The organism is Mycobacterium sp. P7213 (assembly GCF_900604305.1).
GTDB lineage: Bacteria > Actinomycetota > Actinomycetes > Mycobacteriales > Mycobacteriaceae > Mycobacterium.
In genome coordinates this window covers 17,633-40,788 of record NZ_UWOA01000025.1, presented here as the reverse complement: position 1 = coordinate 40,788, position 23,156 = coordinate 17,633, and the positions used below count along the sequence as shown (strand labels likewise).

Annotated in this window: 24 protein-coding genes and 1 pseudogene; 12 read left to right on the top strand and 13 right to left on the bottom strand. The window is 66.0% G+C overall.

All coding sequences use genetic code 11. The annotated features are described in order from the left end of the window. The first annotated feature begins 35 nt into the window (after window positions 1-35). The 4 genes and pseudogenes from EJK91_RS11560 to EJK91_RS11545 all read left to right on the top strand — a co-directional run bounded on the left by EJK91_RS11560 (window position 36) and on the right by EJK91_RS11545 (window position 3,143). Window positions 36-669, top strand: a pseudogene (locus EJK91_RS11560) (uracil-DNA glycosylase). A gap of 64 nt (window positions 670-733) precedes the next feature. After that, complete coding sequence (locus tag EJK91_RS11555) at window positions 734-1,729, top strand: hypothetical protein (RefSeq protein WP_125079001.1); 996 nt, start codon at window positions 734-736, stop codon at window positions 1,727-1,729. Then, window positions 1,726-2,478 (top strand): abortive infection family protein, encoded by a 753-nt coding sequence (locus EJK91_RS11550; RefSeq protein WP_125079000.1) that lies wholly within the window; start codon window positions 1,726-1,728, stop codon window positions 2,476-2,478. Before EJK91_RS11555 ends, EJK91_RS11550 begins: the two co-directional genes overlap by 4 nt. Window positions 2,479-2,813: 335 nt before the next feature. Continuing rightward, the gene (locus EJK91_RS11545; RefSeq protein WP_125078999.1) at window positions 2,814-3,143 is read left to right on the top strand and encodes a hypothetical protein; all 330 of its coding nucleotides are present in this window, start codon (window positions 2,814-2,816) and stop codon (window positions 3,141-3,143) included. On the opposite strand, the gene EJK91_RS11540 is transcribed toward EJK91_RS11545, so the two are convergent. Further along, window positions 3,140-3,733 (bottom strand): hypothetical protein, encoded by a 594-nt coding sequence (locus tag EJK91_RS11540; RefSeq protein ID WP_125078998.1) that lies wholly within the window; start codon window positions 3,731-3,733, stop codon window positions 3,140-3,142. The genes EJK91_RS11545 and EJK91_RS11540 overlap by 4 nt on opposite strands. Before the next feature lie 77 nt (window positions 3,734-3,810). Next, complete coding sequence (locus tag EJK91_RS11535) at window positions 3,811-4,137, bottom strand: hypothetical protein (protein WP_125078997.1); 327 nt, start codon at window positions 4,135-4,137, stop codon at window positions 3,811-3,813. Window positions 4,138-4,635: 498 nt separating this feature from the next. Between EJK91_RS11535 and EJK91_RS11530 the strand changes: the two genes are divergently transcribed. Continuing rightward, window positions 4,636-5,934 carry an NAD(P)/FAD-dependent oxidoreductase gene (locus EJK91_RS11530; RefSeq protein WP_125078996.1) on the top strand — a complete coding sequence of 433 codons (1,299 nt, stop codon included), beginning with the start codon at window positions 4,636-4,638 and terminating at the stop codon, window positions 5,932-5,934. Between the two features lie 688 nt (window positions 5,935-6,622). On the opposite strand, the gene EJK91_RS11525 is transcribed toward EJK91_RS11530, so the two are convergent. Both EJK91_RS11525 and EJK91_RS11520 read right to left on the bottom strand, forming a co-directional pair. Then, complete coding sequence (locus tag EJK91_RS11525) at window positions 6,623-7,345, bottom strand: hypothetical protein (protein ID WP_125078995.1); 723 nt, start codon at window positions 7,343-7,345, stop codon at window positions 6,623-6,625. Then, entirely contained in the window at window positions 7,342-8,637 is a 1,296-nt protein-coding gene (locus tag EJK91_RS11520; protein WP_125078994.1) for a hypothetical protein, read from the bottom strand. The genes EJK91_RS11525 and EJK91_RS11520 overlap by 4 nt, the downstream gene beginning before the upstream one ends. A 286-nt stretch (window positions 8,638-8,923) precedes the next feature. On the opposite strand from EJK91_RS11520, the gene EJK91_RS11515 reads away from it, so the two are divergent. Next, window positions 8,924-9,388: a hypothetical protein gene (locus EJK91_RS11515; protein ID WP_125078993.1), complete on the top strand. Its 465-nt coding sequence runs from the start codon at window positions 8,924-8,926 to the stop codon at window positions 9,386-9,388. Between the two features lie 55 nt (window positions 9,389-9,443). Beyond that, window positions 9,444-9,701 (top strand): DUF3297 family protein, encoded by a 258-nt coding sequence (locus tag EJK91_RS11510; RefSeq protein WP_024442050.1) that lies wholly within the window; start codon window positions 9,444-9,446, stop codon window positions 9,699-9,701. 15 nt (window positions 9,702-9,716) lie between these two features. Here the strand turns inward: EJK91_RS11510 and EJK91_RS11505 are convergent, their stop codons facing one another. Beyond that, the gene (locus tag EJK91_RS11505) at window positions 9,717-9,998 is read right to left on the bottom strand and encodes a hypothetical protein (RefSeq protein ID WP_125078992.1); all 282 of its coding nucleotides are present in this window, start codon (window positions 9,996-9,998) and stop codon (window positions 9,717-9,719) included. A gap of 93 nt (window positions 9,999-10,091) precedes the next feature. Between EJK91_RS11505 and EJK91_RS22940 the strand changes: the two genes are divergently transcribed. Both EJK91_RS22940 and EJK91_RS11495 read left to right on the top strand, forming a co-directional pair. Next, complete coding sequence (locus EJK91_RS22940) at window positions 10,092-10,658, top strand: DUF2511 domain-containing protein (protein WP_125078991.1); 567 nt, start codon at window positions 10,092-10,094, stop codon at window positions 10,656-10,658. A gap of 50 nt (window positions 10,659-10,708) precedes the next feature. After that, entirely contained in the window at window positions 10,709-11,374 is a 666-nt protein-coding gene (locus tag EJK91_RS11495) for a hypothetical protein (protein WP_024442051.1), read from the top strand. Between the two features lie 16 nt (window positions 11,375-11,390). Here EJK91_RS11495 and EJK91_RS11490 read toward each other — a convergent pair whose 3' ends face one another. After that, window positions 11,391-11,828 (bottom strand): hypothetical protein, encoded by a 438-nt coding sequence (locus tag EJK91_RS11490; RefSeq protein ID WP_125078990.1) that lies wholly within the window; start codon window positions 11,826-11,828, stop codon window positions 11,391-11,393. A gap of 51 nt (window positions 11,829-11,879) precedes the next feature. Then, window positions 11,880-14,066: a molybdopterin-dependent oxidoreductase gene (locus tag EJK91_RS11485; protein WP_125078989.1), complete on the bottom strand. Its 2,187-nt coding sequence runs from the start codon at window positions 14,064-14,066 to the stop codon at window positions 11,880-11,882. A gap of 280 nt (window positions 14,067-14,346) precedes the next feature. On the opposite strand from EJK91_RS11485, the gene EJK91_RS11480 reads away from it, so the two are divergent. Beyond that, window positions 14,347-15,342 carry an oxygenase MpaB family protein gene (locus EJK91_RS11480; protein WP_125079012.1) on the top strand — a complete coding sequence of 332 codons (996 nt, stop codon included), beginning with the start codon at window positions 14,347-14,349 and terminating at the stop codon, window positions 15,340-15,342. A gap of 24 nt (window positions 15,343-15,366) precedes the next feature. Here the strand turns inward: EJK91_RS11480 and EJK91_RS11475 are convergent, their stop codons facing one another. Further along, window positions 15,367-15,858, bottom strand: a complete 492-nt coding sequence (locus EJK91_RS11475) for a TspO/MBR family protein (RefSeq protein ID WP_369797594.1) — start codon at window positions 15,856-15,858, stop codon at window positions 15,367-15,369. A gap of 50 nt (window positions 15,859-15,908) precedes the next feature. Between EJK91_RS11475 and EJK91_RS11470 the strand changes: the two genes are divergently transcribed. Further along, window positions 15,909-18,275, top strand: coding sequence for an AAA family ATPase (locus EJK91_RS11470; RefSeq protein ID WP_125078988.1), 2,367 nt, complete (start codon window positions 15,909-15,911; stop codon window positions 18,273-18,275). Window positions 18,276-18,284: 9 nt separating this feature from the next. Here EJK91_RS11470 and EJK91_RS11465 read toward each other — a convergent pair whose 3' ends face one another. From EJK91_RS11465 to EJK91_RS11450, 4 genes are all read right to left on the bottom strand, one after another. Next, complete coding sequence (locus EJK91_RS11465; RefSeq protein WP_241178680.1) at window positions 18,285-18,710, bottom strand: DUF6319 family protein; 426 nt, start codon at window positions 18,708-18,710, stop codon at window positions 18,285-18,287. Between the two features lie 97 nt (window positions 18,711-18,807). After that, entirely contained in the window at window positions 18,808-19,497 is a 690-nt protein-coding gene (locus EJK91_RS11460; RefSeq protein WP_231384136.1) for a glycoside hydrolase, read from the bottom strand. A 92-nt stretch (window positions 19,498-19,589) separates the two neighbouring features. Then, window positions 19,590-20,609, bottom strand: a complete 1,020-nt coding sequence (locus EJK91_RS11455) for a DNA topoisomerase IB (protein WP_125078987.1) — start codon at window positions 20,607-20,609, stop codon at window positions 19,590-19,592. A gap of 50 nt (window positions 20,610-20,659) precedes the next feature. After that, window positions 20,660-20,971 carry a DUF732 domain-containing protein gene (locus tag EJK91_RS11450; RefSeq protein ID WP_125078986.1) on the bottom strand — a complete coding sequence of 104 codons (312 nt, stop codon included), beginning with the start codon at window positions 20,969-20,971 and terminating at the stop codon, window positions 20,660-20,662. A gap of 122 nt (window positions 20,972-21,093) precedes the next feature. On the opposite strand from EJK91_RS11450, the gene EJK91_RS11445 reads away from it, so the two are divergent. Further along, window positions 21,094-21,489 (top strand): hypothetical protein, encoded by a 396-nt coding sequence (locus tag EJK91_RS11445; RefSeq protein ID WP_125078985.1) that lies wholly within the window; start codon window positions 21,094-21,096, stop codon window positions 21,487-21,489. Window positions 21,490-21,496: 7 nt separating this feature from the next. On the opposite strand, the gene EJK91_RS11440 is transcribed toward EJK91_RS11445, so the two are convergent. After that, window positions 21,497-23,152, bottom strand: a complete 1,656-nt coding sequence (locus EJK91_RS11440; protein ID WP_125078984.1) for a ribonuclease H-like domain-containing protein — start codon at window positions 23,150-23,152, stop codon at window positions 21,497-21,499. Window positions 23,153-23,156 lie beyond the last annotated feature (4 nt).

Here is a 23,156-nt window from a genome sequence, read left to right as displayed (position 1 = left end):
GTTGTGACGTCAGTCCGCGATGAGACGATCACCGCATGGCGATCGTGAACGGCCGCAACGCTGATCCCGACGTGGTTGAAAAGAACAAGCAGCGAATCCGTGACCCTCACGTCAAGCCACTCAACGACTTGGCTGATCAGATCGCGGACGCTGAGGGGCTCCCACATGGGCACGTTCCGTATGCCGACCCTGACCAGGGCGGGATCCACGCGCGGATGTTGGTGCTGTTTGGACAACCCGTCGACGAAGGCCGAGGCAGGCACTGGCTCAGGGCTGCTGAGCCTGGAGAACAACGACCGGACTGCCCGGAATTGTCGCGAGGCGTACGACCGCCACGGTGTGGACTGGCGCGATGTCATCCACTGGAATGTGGTGCCGTTTCCCGTAGCCGGGGTGAAGAACGGCGGGTCGACTGTCGCAGAGAGGGCGCGGGCTGTTCCGTGGACGCGCGAAGTCGTTGGGCTCCTGAAGGAGTTGGAGGTCGTGCTCCTCTTGGGCGGCGCTGCCAGGGACGGATGGAAGCGCGCCGCTCTTGACCTGCCGAACGTCTACGTTGTGCCCGGCAATATCCCGCATTGCTCGCAGCGCGGCCTCAACACCAACGGCGGGCGAGCCGTCTTCGAGAGGGCGATCGAAACGGTCGCGCGCCGCCTGCGCGACGGCGGGTAGCCGAGGTCGATTCTTTTCCGCTGGCGGTGGTGAAGCGCGCGGGCAGGCGGACATTACGACGAGGGTGTCGCGCACCGTCGATAGGCTCCGTCGCATGACCGTCCTCACCGAGGCTCAGCGGAGGCTTCTGACGTTCGTACAAGCGGCCAACCACGGCGGCTATTCGCCGACGCCCGATGAGGTGAGTGAGTGGGTTCAACGACCGGACCTCAAGCCAGGCAAGGTGACGAGGCGACGCGTAGACAGGCCGTCGCTGCCGTTCTACTCAGAGACGGCGAACGCGATCGCTGGGACGATGAAATTCGAGCTGAGCGAGGCGATCACCGAGATGGCCCGCCGGCAGATTGCCGATGCCATGAGTCCATTGATGAAGCAGATCGGCGGCTTGGTCAGCCCCCGGTCGGGCGAAGCACGCCTGATCGAGGAGCGAGAACCAGACGAGACACTAGTCGAGCAGGTACTCCGGTTTCGCTGGGTCAAGTGCTCGGCTACTGGCGCTGGTCTGCTGCTAACTGAGTTGGGCAGCGCACTGCTGCGCGCAGATACAGACCTCACCACCACAGCCGAGATCACCGTCCTGGGCGGCGATGACCCTCTGGCATGGGGGAGCCTGGTCGGCACCATCGCGGAGGTGGGTGAATGCATGATCGTCGACCCGTATCTGAAGCTGGAACACTTACTTGTCCTAGCTCAGTTCACGAGAACAAGCCGCGTGATCATGCGGCGACCGTCGAAGGAAGGCGACCTAGTCGCGTGGCGAGTGTGCCTGGCTTCGCCCGACCTCAACATCGAGATGCGGGTCGCCGATCCCAAGCTGTTGCATGACCGGTACATCGTCGGGGAGACCGATGTGTACACCCTCGGCTGCTCACTGAACGGGGTAGGACGTAAGCCCACGACCCTGGCGCCGCTCTCGGGTCAGGTCGCCGATCAGGTCCGCGCGATCGTGGAGGAATGGTGGGATGCGGCGGAGCCGATCGGAGACCCTCCTGCCGCTGAGGAGGAGTCGGAAGACGGTGACGGAGGTTCAGATTCGCAGTCCTCAGGCGAGCCGGGGTGAGCCTCACGCAGCAGGAGGTGATGAAGGTCGTCAATCGCTTCATCGGCGTGAGCGGTGGCTACCTGGGCGATTTCACCTATCGGACGCATGCGGAGTTCTACCCCGAGTATTGCGACCTTGGCGTCGATCCGGAAACGTATGTCGGGACAACACGGGAGCGCTTTATCGAAATCCTGTCGACGCGGTCGGCGCGGGACCAGGCGAAGATTCTGCGGGGTCTGATCGAGCGATTCGGTGACGACCCTGACCACCCGAGCCGCTCCGAGCTCCGCCCGGAACTTGAAGGGTGGATCGCCCGACTAGAGAGTGCGCCGGCGGTCGCTTTGGACGTCCCCACGCACACCAGAGACGTCGTTGCGCGTGCACTCGCTGACGCTGAACAACTGATCCGTAGCAACGGCGCGACGAGTGCGGTTGATCGGATCCACACCGCGTTGCACGGTCACGTGCTGGCCCTGTGCCAGGCAATGGGTACCGATGTCGACCGCGAGACAACGTTGACCAGGGCGCTCAAGCTGCTGCGGCAGAATCACCCCGCTCTAGAGGCAAGCGGACCGCGTGCCGAGGACATCTCACGAGTGCTCGGGGCGATGGCCACCGTCCTCGACTCCCTCAACCCGATCCGAAACAACGCGAGCGTCGCACATCCGAACGAGGAGTTGCTCGACGAACCCGAGGCGGGCCTGGCGATCAACGCCGCGCGAACGATCTTCGCTTTCCTCGATGCAAAGCTCGGCGGGAGAGGGTAGGCGGCTTTAGCGGCCCATGAGGCGACACCATCGCGAAAGCCGCGGCGGGGGGACTGTCGGCGGTTAGCCTGCTGTTCGTGCCGTGCTGGGTTCATTCATTCCTCGACTGGCTGTCGCAGCACTGGGGCGACGTCGTCCCGGCTTGGCTGGCGGTCCTCGTAGCCGCTCTTTTCGGAGTCCAGTCGTGGCGTTCATCTCGTCGCTCGGAGACCGCGAAGGCTGCTGCGCAAGCTGCCGAGTCCAGAGCCGCCAAGGCAGCTGAGGCCGCAGCTGCAGCGGCAGACCGATCAGCCGATGCTGCCGAGCGGTTGGCCACTGCGCAAGAGGCTCACAACGTGCTCCTTCAAGACGCCGCCGATGCTGAAGAGCGGAAGCCGTGGCGGATTCACCGCGTCGGTAATGCGATGGATTTCCGGCTGACCAACCTCACCAACACTCGCAAATATGCGGTGGTCGTTACCGGCGAGCCCACAGTCCGGCCCCGCGACGTGTTCATCCCGGGAGGTGGGGGAGACAACAGCTTTGACGTGGTCGACGGGAACCAGACCGTAAGGCTGGGCCTGTTCGTAGCCATGCAGACGGCGGACCGCTCGGTGACGGTGAATTGGCACCCGACACCCGACCACAGCGGTGAAGCTTGGACCCAGCGAATCGACTTGCCTTAACTGCCACCCGCAGCCTGCCGTCGGCGCCGCGCGGCGACGGGTCCGCCGTAGCAAGCACCTTGAGCGGCGGCGAGCTGACCGGGGGGCTCAGATGCAGCCGACGACGGGAGGCGCCCATTCCAGTCGCCCCATTCGAACTGGACACCGTCGCCGACGAACATCACCGCCCGTATTCCACGTCGTTGGGCCGAAGCAACGGCCGCGCGAAAAACGCTGCGCAACATGGCTGAATCCCAAGGTGCGTTGACACCGACCACCACGCGGTCGGCCTGTGGCAGCGCTTGGCCAACGCGGCACAGCAGTTGGCGTGGATTGTGACCGGTGTAGGTCTTGAACTCGGTCAGTAGACCGCTGACAGCGGCGTCGGGTGAGCGCAGACCGGCGAGGTGCCGCGTCGGAAGCGCGATTACGTTGTGCCCCTGGCGGGCGAGAAGGCGGGCAATACACCACTCTTGCTCGTCGAACGCGGCTAACGACTCGTCCACGTCGCCCGTGGGTCTGCCCGCCCATGAGTCAGCTTCGTGCATGGCTAACGCTGTGGTGAAGGCCGTCTGATCGCCGCCGGCGACCCATAGGTCGACGTCGTGCATGTAGGCGCTGCGTGCGAGGGGCAACAACACGAGCGAATAGTTGCAGCGGGGTACGACACGGCGCTGTTGCTGGACCGCTACCCGGCTCGCGTTTTGAACTCGGAAGGATCCGGTGACGTTTCCGGGTCGCCGTCCTCGTCCCAATCGTGGCAGTACGGGCACCAGGGTCGTAGACGGTGATGCAACCAGGTGCTGTACAGCGAGGTGAAGAGCAAGATATCCGCCGGAATCCGGGTTAGATGCTGGATCGTTTGGCTCCCGAAGTGGTTACCGATGAACGCGATCGCAGCGGCGGGGACGAGCAGCCCGAAGATCCCGACGCCGGTGACTATCTGATGCGAGAACCACAGCACTCGCTTGCGGCGCTCCGCCTGGACGGGCGCGTCGGCAGGGACCTCGTCCATGCACCGCATGCACAGATGCGCTGACCGTAGGTGATACATAGTTGCGAACTGGCAGCCGAGAATCGCAGCTGCGATCGCCAGGTCGAGGGACGCTAACCACCCAAACCAGGAGGCGACGCGTGTCACCAAACCCGCAGCCAGGATCCAGGGAAGGGCGTGTGTCACGGTCGTCATCGCCCGGGCCCCTCCGGATTCACCTGGATTCGCCGGGATCATCGGAGACTTCCTAGAACAGTGGCGTCAGCGGTTTGCGCAGGCGTAGTCATGGTCACGGCGGGGAGGGTAACGGCGAGGGGCGACAAGGTCGGAGTTGAAAGGCTTCCAGGCTTGGGACAGAGGGCCCAGCCTCGGGCACCCGACACGCTCCCAACGCCGCCGGGCGGCGTTCAGAGCCCATCGCCATGCCGAGACTAAACACCGCACGATCAGAACCCACGTCAGTCCGTTCTCCCCGATGCTAGGTTCACCCCCACTGCCGAGTGGGCGCGGAGGCCGTTGATGGAGTCATTTGACGTTGTCGTTGTCGGGGCGCGCTGTGCAGGTTCTGCGCTCGCCACTTACTTGGCGCGGGCAGGGATGCGGGTGTGCCTGGTCGACAAGGCCACGTTTCCGAGTGAGACGCCATCGACTCACGTGATTCAACCTCGGGGCGTGGCGATTCTAGCTGGACTGGGCGCGTTGAATCCGGTGCTGGCGCACGGCGCGACCCAACTGGACAGCTTCAGTTTGGTGATCGACGACGTGCGTCTCGACGGTGCCCTCGGCGATACGTTTCCCCATCTTGGTCTGAATGTGCGGCGCACAGTTCTTGACCACGAGTTGGTGAATGTGGCTATGAAATCGGGGGTTGATGTGCGGACCGGCCTCCGGGCTACCGGGGTCCGCAATGCGGAGTCACGCGTTGCCGGCATCGAGACCGCCGATGGACCCATCGCTGCGGGATTGGTGGTGGGCGCTGACGGCCGGGGTTCGATGGTGGCGAAGTCCGTTGGCGCTCGCAAGTATTTGGAGGCGCCCGGCGGTCGTGTGCCGGTGTGGGGATATTTCGCGACGGGGCAACAGGAGCCACGCCTACGTATCGGGCGCAGGGGCAACTTCTCGTTCCTAGCCAGTCCGACGGATTCGGGCCTCTACATGGCAGCCGTCGGCGTCGACCACCGTGAGATCGAGTACTTCAACCGTGACCGTGAGACCAATTTCCGCGACGCACTTCGTCAGTGGCCTGAGCTCGATGCCATCGTCGGCGACGCTGAGCGTGACGGTCCGCTGCGCGTCATGGCCAACTGGCACAGCTATTTTCGAGAATCGGCTGGGCCGGGATGGGCGCTGGTCGGGGACGCCGGGCATTTCAAGGATTTCTCTCCGGGGCAGGGAATCTCCGACGCCCTCTGCCAAGCCAAGTCGCTGGCGAAGGCCATCAGTGCCGCCGGTAGTTCTGCACAGGCACAGGACGCTGCACTGAAGCGGTGGTGGGGACAGCGAGACCGCGATTCCTACGACATGTACTGGTTCGCCATGCAGATGGCACCGCCTGGGGCGGCCTCGCCGCTGGTCGCCGAAGTCATCCGGCGCGTATCGGCTGACCCGAAAGGTGCTACGACGCTGCTGAAGGTGATGAACCGCGATCTGCCGTCTGCCAAACTGTTCACCCCGCCACGGCTGCTCGCCGCGTCTTACACGACGCTTCGCAACTACCCGGGCCAACGGAGGGCGACTCTGACCGAGATCGGCGAACAGATGGGTGCTGAAATCGACAAGCTTCGGGCGCGACTTGGATCGCGATCGAACCGCCCATAGTTCTGGCGATTCAACCGGGCTATGGCTGCCGTCGCTCGTCGGGGACTAACCCGGTCGGCTCGGGCCGCTTTCATCGCGATGGCTGAGGTGGCGCCATTTCTGAGTATGGTTCGAACGCGGGCTGTGGAGTGGTGAGGCAACCCGCCTTGAACCTTGAACTGATGTTCCCCAGCCTATTCACTATGGCGGCTACGAGATCCGTTGAGGGCCCGTGATCTCAAGTCTAGGAACGGCGGCAGACCAACGGGGGAATCGTTCAGTAAGCGTACGAACGAAGCCCTTCTTTGTTGCCAAAATCGGTTGCCAGATCGGGTGCGGCGAGGATCGAAATGATCAATCGGACAATTGTTTCGGCAGCGACGCGCGCATCCGGTTCTGCAATCTCGCGACGGCCGATGAGATTGTTCGCCAGGGCCTCGATACTCGCCCGCGCTAGCGGGCCGGGATCCTGTTTGGCCGCTTCGCTGAACTAGTGGTCCTGGCGGCCGCAGCCGATGATGTATATGAAGGTTTCGGTGACAGTTTCTTTGGTGCTGCGCTCCGGCCTGCCAGCCGCAACCAGTGATTAGGCGAGTCGGCGGCCTTCCCTCACAAGCAAAGCGCGCACCATGGCGTCGCGGCAATCGAAGACTGGCCAGAACCCCGCGAGTCCGGAGCCAATGGCGATGCCGTCCGCGGATGCCCCCCGTCAGGACGGAAGTCGGTGATCCGCTCGCACGTGATCAATCCCCAGATCGTGGTGCAGGATCCCCGGCGCGCTGGCACGCACCGGGGCGATGGCAGCCAGGATGCCCCAGCACGTGAGGTGGACAGCGGGATGCACGGCGTCGGGCGTATCGCCGGCGTAGAACGTGAACCGCGTGTTGCCGCGGGCGTCGTCGGACGCGGTTCGCAGGCGCCACCGCAGGGGAGCGTCAGTGTCGGGGCTGTCGGTGCCAAGCACAGCGCGCGCGTCGGGGCCTCCGGTCCGGAAGACGGCGTCGCCCAGGAGAGCCCCAGCCAGCTGCAGTGACGGCTCGTCGACCGGATGCTCGGTGACCGCCTGGGACAGCGTCACCGACTGCGTGCCGCGACTGATCCCGGAGAGGGCCCGCATGACATAGCCAGGCAGGGCAGTGGCGTGTCCTCCCGTGGCGTGGAACGTGGAACCGCCGGTGCGACAGGCGGCGAGCACGGCCTCGGCATCGGCAACCGGTGAGACGGTGATGACGTCTGTGCCGGAGGCGAGTGCCTCGAGCACCGCCTGGGAGTCCGGTGGCCCGTCGGTGGCGAACACGACCAGATCCGCCGAAGCACCGTCAGTGACGAGTCCGAAGTTGTCCGCGCGCTCGGTGATTCGGTGGGTCAGGTGTTCGGCGACAGCGCCGTCGCCCACCACGGCGACGGTGACGGCGGGCGTGGTGGCGCTCATGCGGGCTCCAGTCGGTAGCGAGGTGCGAGATCGGGGATGACGACGCCGGGCGGGGCCGCGATGACCGCGGGCGCCGCGGCCAGCATGGCGTTGACCGAGATGTCGGTGACGGCGGACCAGTCGGCGTTGAACGCTTCGTCGTCGGGCTCGCTGCGCATTTCGACCCGGCCGGGCTTGCCCTCCAGGGTGATGAGGTGGCCGCCGGCGAGGCTGTTCGGATGATCGGGCCCCAGGTGCGCGTTGCCGCCGCCTACGTGCCAGCACTCCTCGTTGGTCATGAAGAGCCGGTCACCGATGTAGCCGCGGTAGGTCATGTGGATCGCGCCGACCGTGCCGGGTCGGATCACCGTGCCCCCGGCAGCCACCTCCACCCGCGCGGGGACGGGGTAGACGTGCCGTTCGACCCGCACCTGTTCCGGGGGCACCCCCCACAGCTCCCACGCGACGTTGCCGAGCACCGCGTCGAAGTAGAAGTGCTGCATCCAGGCGATCGCGTGGTCGTTGTCGACCGCGCTGAGCGGCTCGCCGAAGCCCAGGCTGGCGAGGCCGCCCCACATGCCGTCGGGGGCCGCGGAGAGGTCTCCGACTTCGAGGAACCGCACCTCCTCGACCTCCTCCATCAGAAGGGCGAGCCGGAGCAGCACTTGCTCGACCATCAGGCCGGGATGCAGGCCCGTTCCGTGCAGCGAGACGCCACCCGTCAGGCAGGCCTTCTGCAGACGGACACCGTCGACGCGTTGGTGGATCGCCCGGCCGAGTACCCCGCGCGCGAGCAGTTCGGCTCCGGGCCGCAGCGCGAAGCCGACGGGGGAGTCGACGGCCCGCATGGTGGCGGCCAATCCCCTCAGCGCGCGCTTCTCGGCTGTGCCGAAGACGTTGCCAGTGACCTTGAGGCGGGCCAGCGAGCGCAGCACTGACATCGGCGAGTGCGATTCCGAGAGCCAGGTCGGCTGGGCCGGATTGTGGAAGGCGGCCGCCGAGACGACGTTCTTGCCGGACGCCAGCAGTTCGACCACGTCCTCGTCCGCACCCTGCAGGAGTGCGGGTGTGGTGGGAGTGTGGATCACGAGGTCGGCGTCCAGCGCGAGGATCGCCTCCTTCGACGTCGTGGCGCGTATACCCACCGGGTCGCGGCCGGCGAGGACGCCGATGTCCACGCCGTTCTTGTGCGGGCTGAACACCTTCACGCCCACCACGTCGTAGTCGGGAGACTCCAAGGTGGTTTGAAGGGCTCGTCCGCCCATATCGCCGGGACCCCAGATCACGACCCGGATCGGTTGCTGCGCTGCCATGCACGAAATGTAGACGAAAGCCGCCTCTCGGACGCTTTCGGTGCCGGGCTGCGGACGTTTGCTCACTAAGCCGACGTCGCGCGTAGCGGGGAATCGGTAGCCGGGCACACGGATTCAGCAGAGATACCGGTGCCCCGCAGCAGCATGAAGCCCTTGAAGGTCCAGGTTTGACGCTGATCGCGGCCAGCCGGATTTACTGCAACGCATAACAGCTTCCATGAAGAACCTGTAAAGGCTGCTGGATCATCGCGCGCCTGGGCGGTTCTTGCGGGTTACGTTGTCGTCCATGACGAGCGAGGAACAACTCCGGCAGATAGCCAGGGACGTATTCCCGGACTGGTCGCGGCCGCCCAGGATCGTGGTGGAGCAGATCGGCGAGCTGGTCAGGCGATGGCCGGTTGAGGGCTTCGCCCGCGAGAAGCTGCCCGATCAGGAGTGCCGTCTGGTCTGGATCGACAGGCACGTGATTGGACAGCTGGACTACTTCGCGGACGCTGCGGAGGAGCAGAATCTGGCTGTGGTGATCCGGCCGCTGAGCCAGGTAATCGGGCTCGATGTCAACGCCTATGCTGCGGCGGACGGCGGTTTCGGGGAGCGGACGTACCGGCGTGCGATGCGGGTGCGCTTCGCATCGGGGGATCCGATCGAGGTCGACACGACTCGATACACGAATGACGGCCTCCGTGGTCACGCCGACAGGTTCATCGATCGGGTACTCGACGCACTGGCGGGTACACCCGCTGGGGAATAGGGGAGATGCGAGAATCAAGACCAGGAATCCGACGCAGCATTCAACGAAAGCCATCATGCCCGAAGACCAGAACACAGACGTGCCACCGAATCACCTCTCCATCGACCCGCGCAGCGAGTTCTACGACGAAGAGGTGCTCCGCCGCGACGTGGGCATTCGCTTCAATGGCGTCGAGCGAACCAACGTTTGCGAATACGACGTGGCTGAGGGCTGGGTGCGTGTCGAAGTCCCTACCGCGAAGGACCGTCGCGGAAATCCTATGGTCGTCAAGCTCAGCGGCACGGTTGAGCCTTACTTCCGCCCAGCAAAGTAGCGGACGCCCCGCAGCTCAGCTGTTTCGATCGCCGCCGTTCCATGCGCGGGCCATGCCGCGCAGGCGGGTGCGTACCGCTGATCGGCGATCCTCCGGCCGGTTGTGCGAGTGGCACATCCAGCAGCTGCACACATTCACTCCGGTGAAGTGGAACCGCCAGTGGCAGCGGCTGACATGGCCAGTGCTGCGGTCGGGCAAATCGCAATCGCGGCCGCCGCAGTAGTGGACCGCGACGACGGTGATCTCGCGGCGGGCGACGCGTACGTGAAACGGAGCATGAGCATCGGTGCGGGACATGCGGATCCTCGGAACGGGTAGCCCCACCGGGTCCGCGATCGCCGCGGGGATGAGGCTACGGCGTGTTCCGCAGACCGCCGGCCGAAGTCACTGATGCCATGCCGAGGAGCTTATCCGGCGGAGTCCGTCATACCTCTCTGCTTCTCGGGGTCTTCGCTCCGAATGGCTGGATTCGCGCCGCTGCCATCGTCGGTGCGACTAGATGACACGGTCACGTATGGAGCGGGAGGGGTTTCCGTGCCGTCTAAACGAATGCTGCGGTTCATCACCGGGATTGCTGTCGCTGCCACGGCGAGCTGCGGGGCTACGAGTACGACAGGTGCGCCGCCTCCGACCGCCACTTTTGCCGCCGCCACGACCGGTGCTGCCCCCGTCGATAGCCGCCCGCGGGGCTACGTGTCCGAGGAGACCTGGACCGATGGCCCGTGGCCGCTGACCGTTTCCGAAGCAACCCTGATGTGTGCGCGCCAAGGTGTCGATGGAGGGCAGCAGGCGGTGACTCCCGCTGCGAATCGGAGGATGTACGCCGTGAACGGCGCCGCTCAGTCGACCGGGCAATACGAAGACGTCGACGTGATCTGGGCCGACGATGCCACATACCCAGGACTGAAAGTGGACATCGGCCCACTGCTCGCCAAAGGATTGGCGCTCTGCGACTGAAGCGGCCCGTCAAAAAACTGCACCCACTGATCCTTCTGAACAGGAGCGCCGTGCAGTTCACGCGTTGGCGGCTCACCCTCACTCTCGCAGTGCTTTTCGGCGCAACGTTGCCCGCCGCCCCGACCGCGGCTGCGATGGTGATCCTGGGCGGTGGGGCTGCCATCGTCGTCGACGGCAATAGCTACTGCACGCTGACCACGATCGGACATGATCGGGCCGGTGACGTGGTGGGCTTCACCGGAGCGGTGTGCGGTGGGCCGGGGGCATCGGTCGCAGTCGTGGGAACGGACACGACTGTCGGCACCATCGTGGCCGTCAACGGAGACCTGCGCTATGCGGTGATCAAGTTCGATGTGCCTGACCTGATCCCGGTGTCGGACTACGCCGGTGTGGTGATCAATGGTATCGGCGCGGACCCGGTGTTCGATTCACTCGTGTGCAAGTACGGGCCCACCACCCCTGGCATCTGCGATCGCATCAGTTTCGACGGCTGGCCGCGTATGACGATGTTTGGGCAATTCGAGGCGGGCGATGTGGGAGCGCCGGCAACCATGGACGGCCGGCTGGTCGGCCTGGTCTATGGCGGTGCCGCGACTATGGGCGGCAAATACCGGCCCGCGAAGCCACTTACGTACTTTACGAGATTCAGCGCGATCCTCGCCGACGTCAACGCCGGCGACGGGCCGGGCAGCGGATTCGTGCCGATCGGAAGCTGAAACCGGCCGATCCGACCTAGACCGCGATGCGCGCCATTCGTGCCAGTAGCACCGAAATGAACGCCTCTGCGTTGTAGTGCCCGGCGCCGACCTCCACCTCGATCTCGTCTTCGCTGAAGGTCAGCACGATGGACGGCGAAGCGACCGTGTTGAATCCGACGGAACCGAACACGGCTCCCAGCTCGATAAAGCCCAAGGTCTCGATTCTACGAATAGCGCCGGTGATCAGCGAGTCATCGGCATAGCCGTCGGTCGCCAGCACTCCCACCACGCCACCTGCTATCCATAGCGCCTCATAGCGTTCGCGTCCCGTCTCGGGCGTTGCCGACGTGAAGACCTCAGCCCCAGCCGAATACCGCCGCAGCAACTGCAAGTACTGCGTCGACGGACGGCTCCGCTCACTGAGGCCGAACACCGTCTCAAAAAACTCGTTGGGGGAAGGATCCTCAGACATAGCTAGGACAGTACGCGGGCCGTCGGCCAGCTCTCCCGGCCCCCGAAACCGTTACCGCTGCACCGCTGCCGTGGTGGCGGCCACCGAAACCCAGGTGTTGTTCACCGCGGCCGTCCCGGTGAAGGTGTCCACCCGCTCCGGATCGTGCAGGTCGTTCACGTTGGCCCCGGGCAGCGAGTCCGCGTGGCGCCAGCCGGTGTTGCGGTGTCCCCAGCCATGGGGCACCGAGACTGTGCCGGGCCGCATGTCATCGCTGATATGCAGCGGAACTTCGATCTTTCCGATGTCGGAGGTGACCTGCACCGTGTCACCCTCGGCAAGTCCGCGGTTCTTGGCGTCGTCGGGGTGCATGTGCAGCGTGCATTGGTTGGAGCCGTTGGTCATCGATGGCACATTGTGCAGCCAGGAGTTGTTGCTGCGCAGCTGACGTCGTCCGATGAGCTGCAAATCGTAGGCGCTGTGCGGGCCGGCGGGCCCGTCGAGCAACGTGGCGGCGGCCGCGATGAACTCCTCCGGCGCGAGCTGGACCTTGCGATCGCGGGTGGCGATGACCTCGCGCAACCGTGGACGCAGCGGCCCGAGATCCAGCCCTCCGGCACTGTCGCGCAGTTGCCGCATGGTAATGCCCTTGCGGCCCTTGCGGATCCAACCGTATGGTCCAGTCGCCAGGGAGATGCCGGCCATGCGCAGCGGACTGATCGCGGCGAGCAGTGGCTTACGCACCGGTGCGACCAGCTGCCGCAGAGGCGCCGGAAGCAGCTCCAGCATGAGCAGGCTCAGGATCTCCCAGTCGTCTTTGGTGCCGGCCGGTGGCTCGAAGGTTCGATGCTGGTACCGGACGTTGTTGCGCACGCTGAAGACCGGCAGTAGCAGCCCGACATCCTCGCGCTCCAGCGGTGAGGCCGGCGGCAGAATGTAGTCCGCGTGCCGACTGGTCTCGGTGATGTACATGTCGATCGCCACATACAGATCCAGCGAGGCCATGGCCTGGTCCAGTCGGCCCCGCTGCGGGATCGAGGACACCGGGTTCCCGGCGCAGGTGATCATCGCCTTGATCTGGCCCTCGCCTGCGGTCAGGATCTCGTCGGCCATCACGACCGCGGGAAGTTCACCGCGGAACGACTTGTGCCGTCCCGACCGGTCCGTCCACGCGCCGTGGCCGGCCGGAATGTATTTGCCGAGGCGCGGCACATCCATGACCGGCGTGGAGAACAGCGTCCCGCCCGCGCGGTCCAGGTTCCCGGTGACGGCGTTAATGACCATCACCAGCCAACTCACCAATGTCCCGGTCTCCTGCTGGCAGATACCGATACGGCAGTACAGCGCCGCCGATTCCGCCGCGGCATGGTCGCGGGCCAGGGCGTAGATCGTGTCGGCATCGACACCGGCGCGTTCGGCGACCGCCTCAGGGCTGGCGTCGGCAACCAGTCGGCGCAGCTGCGGCAGGCCCACCGATTGGCGGGCGATCGCCGCTGTGTCGCAGAGATTTTCGTTGATGAGCACATGCAGCATGCCCAGCAGGAGATACAGGTCGCCACCGGGGCGCACGGCGATGTGCGCGTCGGCGAGCTTTGCGGTTTCGGTGCGGCGCGGATCGATCACGACGACGGTGCCGCCGCGGTCGCGCAGCGCTTTGATGCGCCGTTTGGCGCCGGGCATGACCGACAGCGATCCGTTGGACACGGCGGGATTGGCGCCAAGGATCACCAGCCGCTGGGTCCGATCGATGTCGGTGATCGGGACGAGCACGTTGGAACCGAACACCTTCCACGCGGCGTACTCGTGCGGCATCTGATCGATGCTCGAGGCGGAGAAGAAGTTCGGCGTCATCAGGGCTGCGCGCAGCAGGAGGCCGTAGACCGCCGCGGAACTGTGCGCGGCAGGGTTGCCGAGGTACATCCCCACGGCCTGGTTGCCGTGCTCTTTGCGGACCCGACGCAAGCGGGTGCCGATGTCGGCGAGGGCTGCCGCCCAGCTCACGGATTCGAAGGTGTCGCCAACCCGCCGCATCGGGGTTCGCAGGCGGTCGGGATCCTCGTGCAGACCGGCCATCGCGGTCGCCTTCGGGCAGATGTATCCGTGCGAGAAGACGTCGTCGGGGTTGCCCTGGACGCGGCTGACCTTGGCGTCGGTCACCGTGATCTGAATGCCGCAGTGCGCCTCGCACAGCGTGCACTGACTGGTATGCGTGGTGCTCGCGCCCCTGGAATCAGACAGGGGCAGGTCGACGGTCGTCATTGGGGTCTCCATCCGCGGCGGTCATCGCGCCATGGCGTGAATCACGATCCCCCGATTCGCGCTGTTGCCGTGTGCGCACCGATAAGAATTCTGGCATCCCGGCCACCCGCGGCGCCACGGATTCCGGCCGACAACCCCAGGTAGGCCCGCGGGACCCGGGCGTGAACCCGAATTCCCTCATTGACCCGAGCCCGGAGTCCCCCTAGACTCCCAATACTGATAACGCATGTTGTCAGAAGTGGTCAACGATGACTGGGAGTGCGCACTCGTGACGCAAGACATGTCGGAAACCTGCCCCGCAGCCAGCGAAGCGCCGATCGCTGCCGGCTGTCCCGTGAGCAACAACGGCTACGACGCGCCCCCGATCCCGCTGGGCCCCGACTCGCTGACCTGGAAGTACTTCGGCCAATGGACCGGTCTGTTCCAGGGGACCTGGGCCGGCTCGATGCAGAACATGCACCCTCAGCTCGGTGCCGCGGTCAAAGACCACTCCATCTTCTTCATGGAACGCATCCCGCGCCTGATGCGGTCGATCTACCCGATCGGCGGCGTGGTGTTCGACGGTTACCGCGCCCCGCAGACCGGCGCCGAGGTCCGTGACTACCACATCGGCATCAAGGGTGTGGACGAGCAGGGACGCCGCTACAGCGCGCTGAACCCCGACGTCTTCTATTGGGCCCACGCAACCTTCTTCAAGTCGACCCTGCTGGCGGCCGAGAAGTTCGCCGGCGGACTGACCGAGGCCGACAAGCGGCAGCTGTTCGACGAGCACGTGCAGTGGTACCGGATGTACGGCATGAGCATGCGCCCGGTTCCCAAGACCTGGGAAGAGTTCCAAGAGTACTGGGACCACATGTGCAACAACGTCCTGGAGAACAACTGGGCGGCCCGTGAGGTCATGGACCTGTCGACCATGCCCAAACATCCGTCACTGGAATGGATTCCGGATTGGCTGTGGGCGCTGAACCTCAAGGTCATGCAGCGCTTCCTGACGTTCATGACCGTGGCGCTCTATGACCCGCCGGTGCGCGAACTCATGGGCTACACCTGGTCCCCGCGCCAGGAGCGGGTGCACGGGTATCTGTGCAAGGCGATCACCTTGGTGTCCAAGTACGGCCCCAAACGCGCCCTGATGCATCCGCGCAAGCGCTCCGCGCTCGACCGCGCCTCGGGTCGGCTTCCGGTGGATGCGCCCCTGGTGCAGACTCCGGCACGCAACCTGCCGCCGGTCGAGTACCGCAACGACCCGCACTTCTACTGCCCGAAGGCCGACTGACCCGAGTCGAACCGGTAGCGCGTGTCAGCTGTTCAGTGACCACACCGAGTAATTGAGCGCGGTGGCGAACAGGATCCACCCGAAGTACGGCAGCAGCAGCAACGCCGCGGTGCGATGGGCCTTCCAGAACGCCGCGATGGTGATCACCACGGCGACATCGAGCAGCAGGATGTCAACCAGGGCAAGGCCGCGCCAGCCCAAACCGAAGAACAGCGGCGACCACAACAGGTTCAACACCAGCTGGACGCCATAGGCGATGATCGCCGGATTCGTCCACCGTGGGTCGGTCCGCCAGACCAGCCAGGCCGCGACCGCCATCAGCAGATACAGGGCACTCCACACCGGGCCGAACAGATAACTCGGTGGCGCCCAGCTCGGCTGCGCGAGCTGCCCGTAGTCAGCCGCGGCGTCGGCCGAGGCCAGCCCGCCGAGAACCGCGACGACGATGACGAGCACAAGCGAGACCAGGAACGCCGCGAGGTGCTGGGATCTCGGCTGTTGCGTTTTCGACGAGATCGCTGCCATCTGGTCACGATAGCCCGAATCACGCCAGTAGGGTGGCTTCAGTGGTGGCCGCCAGCAACACCGTCGTGCTGACCGAGGAGTTCCGTGCCGCATTGGGGCTGCTGGCAGCGGGCCGCAACCTGTTTCTGACCGGCAAGGCCGGCACGGGCAAATCGACGCTCATCCGCCACTTCATGGCCGCCACCGATCGCAAGGTCGTGGTGGTCGCCCCGACCGGGATCGCCGCCCTCAACGTCGACGGCCACACCATCCACCGGCTGTTCGGATTCCGGCCCACCACAACGCTGTCCGATGTCGCCGGCGGCGACTACCGGCCCGGGCGCTTCACCAAGACGCTGGCCAAACTGCAGACGCTGATCATCGACGAGGCGTCGATGGTGCGTGCCGACGTGTTCGACATGATCGCCGCAGCGCTGCAGCGCTTCGGGCCGGAGCCGGGAACTGCGTTCGGCGGGGTTCAGGTGGTGTTGGTGGGCGACCTCTACCAGCTGCCGCCGGTGGTCACCGAGGGCGAGCAACACTACTTCTCGACGACCTATGACACCCCGTATTTCTTCTCGGCGAACACGTTTCGCCGGGCGGAGTTCCCGAGCGTCTCACTGACGACGGTGTTCCGCCAGCTCGGCGATGACCGGATGACCGCGATCCTCAACGAGATTCGGGAAGGCGTGCTGCTCGGCCATGCGAGGGCGCACTTGGACGCCCGGGTGGATCCCGGCTTCGTGCCGCCCGACCACGAACTGTGGCTGACGTTGGCGCCCACCAACCGGCTGGTCACCGCGCGTAATCGCCAGCAGCTGGAGCGGTTGCCGGGTGAGGAAATGGTGCACCGCGCCACCGAATCCGGCGACCTGTCGCTGTTCGACAAGCCGCTGGATGAGGAGTTGCGCTTCAAGATCGGCGCCCAGGTGATGATGCTCAACAACGATCAGGCCGAACGCTGGGTCAACGGTTCGATCGGCCGCGTGGTGGGAGTGGGCTACGACCGCCACGGCGCCGTGGTCGAAATCGAGTTCCCCCACGGCGACATCGCCGACGTCACCCCGTTCACCTGGGAGGCGACCCGCCCGGTGATCGAGGGCGGCGCCTTGCGCCGCGACGTCGTCGGCACCTTCACCCAGTTGCCGTTCAAACTGGCCTGGGCGATCACCATTCACAAGAGCCAAGGCCAGACCCTGGAACGACTGGTGGTGGACCTGTCCGGCGGCATGTTCTCCACCGGCCAGCTCTACGTGGCGTTGAGCCGGTGCACCTCGCTGGCCGGGCTCGTGCTCAAACGCCCTGTGTTGCCGAAAGATCTGAAAGTAGATCGCCGGATCGCCCGATTCCTGCGCGCCTCGGCCGAGCGCGACCGGGCGCGCCGCTACTGCGCGATCGGTCTGCTCACGGTGGGCGACGAGGGACGGATGTCGCGACCCCGCCCGGTGGAGTTGGCGGTGGCGTTCGACGATGGGACGGCGATATCGACGCTGATCAATCCGCAGCGGGACCTGGCCGATGCGCGCCAGGCCTATCGGATCGGGGTGGCCGACGTGCTGCTGGCGCCCACGTTGCGGGAGGCCTGGGCGGTGATCGCGCCGATGCTGGCCGGATGCACGCCGGTGGGCGTCAACGTCGATGAGACGCTGGGGCTGATCGACTTCGAGCTCAAGCGACTGGGACAGGTGACCCCGATGCCGCTGGGTATCGACCTGCGGGGCACCAGCATCGCCGGCGACACGGCACTGCAGCGCGCCAGGGCCACGCTGGACAGACTCGACGCCGTCGACGTCGATTCCGGCTCATCGCCGTTCGACGAACCCGACGAAACCGACGCCCTCTCGGGAATCCTGCTCAGCCGCGATCCGGACGTCACCACCCCGACGGCAGAGCACCTTCCGGCGCTGTCGGCGCTGCTGCGGATCAGCCGAACCCTCGGAGCGATCCTGCTGGGCGTCAAGCCTGTCGATCAGGCGTCGGTGGCGGGGGAGACCAACTGGGAACAGGCGGCACGCCAGGCCGCCGCCGATCAACTGCTGCTCGCGGCCACCCGCACCCGACTCCCGGAGGAGGTGTCGGCGCGGCTGGGCGACGCACTGCGCGCGCTGGGCGCCGACGACTCAGCGGCCGGGCTGACCCGCCCGCCGTCGCCAGCCGATGACATCGACGCGGTCCTGGCTCCCGGCGCCCGCGTCTGCTTCACCGGAACCGCGGTCGACGGCCACGGCCGGGTGCTGGAACGCGACGAGATAGAGCGGCTGGCTGCCTCAGCCGGGCTGGCGCCGGTGCGTTTGGTGACCAAGACGCGATGTGAGGTGTTGGTCATCGCCGAAGCGGGCACGCAGTCGGGAAAGGCCCGCAAAGCCCAGGACTACGGGAAACCGGTGTTCACCGTCGACGAGTTCCTGGGTTGGCTGGCACGCCGGTGAACGAAGGCTTCAGTCCAAGTCTGCCAAGGCTTTCCGCGCGGCTTCGAGCTCGGCTTCCAGAGCGGCCACCCGCGCGGCGTGCTGCGAGCGGGCCTCGTCCATCAGCGCCTCGATCGGTGCGAACAGATCCGCGTGCAGTTCCTTGGCGGCCCGCGACACCGCGGCCGCCGCGACGGCGAGGTTGCGCACCAGATAGCTGCTGCCCTGCTTGATCTCGGCGTGCCACTCGCCGTCGGCGGTACCGGTCACGGTCAGGGTCAGCTCGAGCGTCTTGGCTTTCTTGCCAGCCGACTTCTTGACCGGCTCCTTGATTTCGGGAGCCTCGATGACGGCGGCGACGGGCTCGGGGGCGGGCGTCGCAGCGGCGAACGAACCCATCCCGACGCTGTCGTCGGTGAGGGCCGGGGCTTCGGGGGCGAACGTGGGTGCAGTCATAATCGTGGCGACCTCCTTGCGCATTCGTCGCCCGCGGCGGCGGGCAAGCTCACCACGTATTAGAACACATGTTCGACACGTCGGCGGATGCGACGGCTCAATCCGTCGGCGCTGGCGTCATCGAGGAGATGTAGTAGGTCTCCTGCCCGGCGGGGTAGCCGCCACCGTTGGTAGCGATGTGCACATGGTCGTAATGGTTGGCGGTTTCGTTGCCGTAATCCGATGTCCAGTTGCCCCCGCCGACGCCCGGGTAGATCTTCTGGCGCCAGATCACGTGGTTGACGCCCCACCGCTGGGCGTTGGCCAGCGCGTAGCCGGCGATCTGGTCGCCGAGCAGAATCCCCGCCTCGCTGTGGTAATCCGGAATCATCACGTCGATGGCCAGCCCGTCGGGATGCCACCTCAACGGGTCCTGGCGATACCCGTAGATGGTCTTGATCTCCTGAAACAGCACACCGATTGTGCGGGCCGCCCAAATGGTCTTGACCTGGAGTCCGTTCTCCGGCGCCACCCCGGGGGGCAGCGGGAAGGTGAATTGCTGGCCTTCGGTGGGCATCGGCACGCTCGCCGCCAGCGCCGCGGCCTCGGCGGGATTGGCGATGCGCATCCCGCCGGCGGTCGGAGGGGGCGGTGTCGACGAAGCCGACGGCGCCGCCACGGCAGTCTCGGTGGGCTTGGGCGCCGCATCGTGGCTGCTCTGGGCGTAGATGAGGGCGGCCGAGACGGCCAGCGACGTCAGAATGGCCAGGCTGCGACCGCAGACCCTGGCAATCTTTCGTCCGTCCACCCAGAGCACTGTAGCTACTTGACCTTGGAAGTCGCAGGACCGGCGCTCTGCGGTGCAGGTGCGAATTGGTGCCAACCGCGGCAGATCGGGCGCTACCTTCCTGCTCGGTCGATTCGTCTGATCATCCGAGCGGTGGCGGCTTCGGCCGCGAGTCGGCGCGCTGCGTCCTTGCGACGGCCCCGGGCCCGGTCCAGCGCCGAGCGGATGGTGATGCCCTGTTCATAGGCCTGCACGACGCGCGGATCCACGTAGGAGCTGCGGGCGACTGCCGGGGTATTGCCGAGTTCCTCGGCGACGTAGCGCATCACGGCGGCGACTTCGCGACGGCGAACGGTTTTCGAGGTCGGCTCGCACGCGGCGGCGAAGCTCTCGGCCGCCAGCACGGTGCCATGCCAGGTCCGCAGGTCCTTGACGCTGAACTGTTCATCGGTCAGCTCCCGGAACCGCTCGTTGAGGTCGTCGGCGCGCACTTCGCACCAGCCGTCGGAGGTGCGGTAAACCAGCAGCCGGGGCAGGTCGGTCGGCGCGCGCAACAGTGCGCGAACCGCACGCACCACCAGCGGATCGTCGACCGAAACCGTCCGCCGTACACCGCTTTTGGCCGGATAGTCGAAGTCCACGCAGCCGGTGCGCAGCGTGACGTGATCGCGCAGCAAGGTGGCCAGCCCGAAGCTGCCGTTCTCCTGGGCGTACTCCTCGCCACCGGCCCGGAAGTAACCCCGGTCGATGAGTTGCTGGGCGACGGCGAGCACCCGATCGCGTTTCAGGCCGCGACCGCGCAGGTCGGCGAGCACCTCGGCGCGCCAGTCCGGCAGCAGCTTGGCCAGGGTCAGCGCCCGGTCGAATTTCTCTTCGGAACGTTCGGCCTGCCACTGCGGGTGGTACAGATACTGGCGACGTCCTGCGGCGTCTACTCCGACGGCCTGGATGTGCCCGTTGGGATAAGGGCAGATCCAGACCTTGCGCCACGCCGGTGGGATGGCCAGTGCCTTGATCCGGGCGAGGACCTCCGGATCGTCGACCGGGTGGTGACCGTCGGCGTAGGAAAAGCCTCGGCCTCGACCGATACGGCGCAACCCGGGACCAAAGGTAGTGCTTCTACGAAGCCTCACGGCACCGAATTACCCGCATCGGGACCGGTCGACACCCAGCGTTGGCAGCGCTAGGCGCCCGGGCACAACTCCTGGCGCGCCGCGTCGGCGATCAGCGCGAACTGCGGCCACGCCGGGTAGTGCGGCATTTGCATTTCGACGGTTCGCCCTACCCGCAGGTTCTCGCAGATCATGTGCCCGAGGGCTCGCACGCTGGACTCCGAGATCGGCTCGTCATTCCCGTAGCGCGCGGTGTAGCCGTGGGTGTTGAGATAATGCATGAAGCTGGCTTCGTCGGCGTGCGCCGGCGCTGCGGCGACCAACGTTCCCATCGCCACACCGGTGATCGCCAACGGTGCGGTGAACCGGGCTGCCCAACTCATATCGGCAATGCTACGGCGGCGGCGGATGAGGCGGTTCCGCCGGTGCCGGCCAGACCCGGCAAGTCCCCGCGAGCGGCTTCGGGTTGCTGCTAGCGTCAGCGGCGAGGAGAAAGGCGCTGGACGTGAAATCAACCGCACTCGCGGCGGCCCTGGCCGCAGGTGTGCTGGCCGGGCTGATCGGTGCTGCGTCATCCGCTCAGGCCGATCCGCTCAATCCGCGTGATCCCGACTACTGCGGCAACAGCCCCGACATCCTGCTGTGCACTCAGCAACAGTCGACGTACCCCAGTCCGGCCGAGATGGCCTATCTCAACGCCATCCGCGCAAAGTTCCCGCCCGGCACGGAGGCCCGCCGGCTGGCCGCCGGACGGACCGCGTGCCTGGAGTTCCCGAAACTTCCGACCAGCCTCATCGTCGAACAGGTCTCGGTGTATCTGCAGATCCCCAAGCCCACCGCCGGCGAGGTGGTCGAGTCGGCGCGCACCAACATCTGCCCGACGGTGAAGACCCAGGCCTGAACCCCGCTCAGCGGCGGTAGGCGCGCAGCCCGTCGCGGATCGCCGCCTGCGCGGCGACGTCGCACTCGTTGTAGCTCAGACACCACTGCCGGGCGGCGTCGGCCTGCGGGCCGCTGCCCCGGGCGGTTTCGATCGCCCCCTGCGAGGCCAGACCCCCGGGATCGTCGACCTCCCAGTGGAAGCCGAAGAAGCCGGCGACCTGTTTGATCGATGACGAGGTGCGGGCGAAGAACGTTGCGTCGAACCATTTCCGCAGGTCATAGGTGAGACCGTCGAGCGCCTGCTGCACCTCGGCGAACCTGCGCGTACTGCTGACCTCGGGGTGGTGCCAATGGAAGACCTGAAGCGACTTGCCCTCGCGGGCGGCGTGACCGCGCAACTGCTGCATTCGAGAGCCGAACTCGGCGGCCAGTGCGGCTTCGGCGGCCTCGTCGAGCGGATCGAAGGAGACCACGGGTTGATAGCGGGCTGTGGAGTCGTCCTGGCCGTCGCGAATGCGTAAGCCCCACTGATAGATCCGGCCCTGGTCATCCCACTCGATGTCAAAGTCGACCTCGATGTCGGCGGAAGGAACAGTCGCTGACCCTGGTGCGTGTGCCTCGAAATCAGTTCCGGAGCAACTCATCCGGGCTCGCCGGACGGCGTTGGCCAGCCGGTCTCGCGGCATTTTGGTGCCGACGGACTGGACGCGGAACGCTTCGAGGTGCGCGTCCACATCGACAGCCGCCAACTGTGCAACGCTCAACTTCGCGCCATCGCCGCAGTGTTGATACAGGTACTGCCACTCTCGGATCGTGAGGTGTCCGGTCTCGATGGCGAACGACGCGTCATCGTCGCCGACCGCCTCGGCGCAGCAGTCGAACCAGACACACGTCCCACAGTCGGCGATGCGGTAGGGCCGCACCAGTTCTCGTCCGGCCGCCGCGGCCCGTGCGACCTCGACACGGAAGCCGAACTCGTGGTCATAACGCTGCAGCGCCGAGCGTGATCGGCGATGCGACGGATCGCTGGCTGAAAACGTGATGATGTTCTCGGCATCCAGGTCATACCAGGTGATGCCGAGACTCTCGCCGTGCAGTGCGGTGAGGTCGGAGCTGCCGATGATACCGCCGCGGCTCACCCCGCAGTGAAAACCCAACTCCTGCAACATCCGGGTGTAGTGCGCCAGCTGCATGACATCGTCACGCCAGCGCGCACCGTGGTCGGTGTGGCCGGAATAGGTCAGTCGCCGATCAGGTTGCGACAGTGTCGAGATCTCCACCTCCGCGCGTTTTGCGGGGGCCAGCGTGCGGTGGTTCTTGATGTCGACGGGCAGGTAGCCGTCCTGGTGCCGGACCAAGACGTCGGGAAGGCCCCTGCGGCCGTTGACATCCGGCAGGGCCCCGCCGGCAATCACCTCGACACCGGCGGTCATCGCGGCCACGGTGCGTCGCTGGCGTTCGGTAGCGCCGATCTCGGCGTCCAACAGCAGCAGTCGGTCAGAACCCGCGTAGCGTGACCGGAGTTCCTCGAGGACAGCTTCCTCGAATTCGATTCCGGCACTGCGCAGCGCCTCCAAGTCCGGGCTCGGCGGCGCAGGCTCGGCGATGCCGGGAGCGAACTCGTTGTGGGTGACGCGAGCGCACCGTTTTGCCGGGTAGCCGCCGAGGGTGACCGGTGCCATCGCG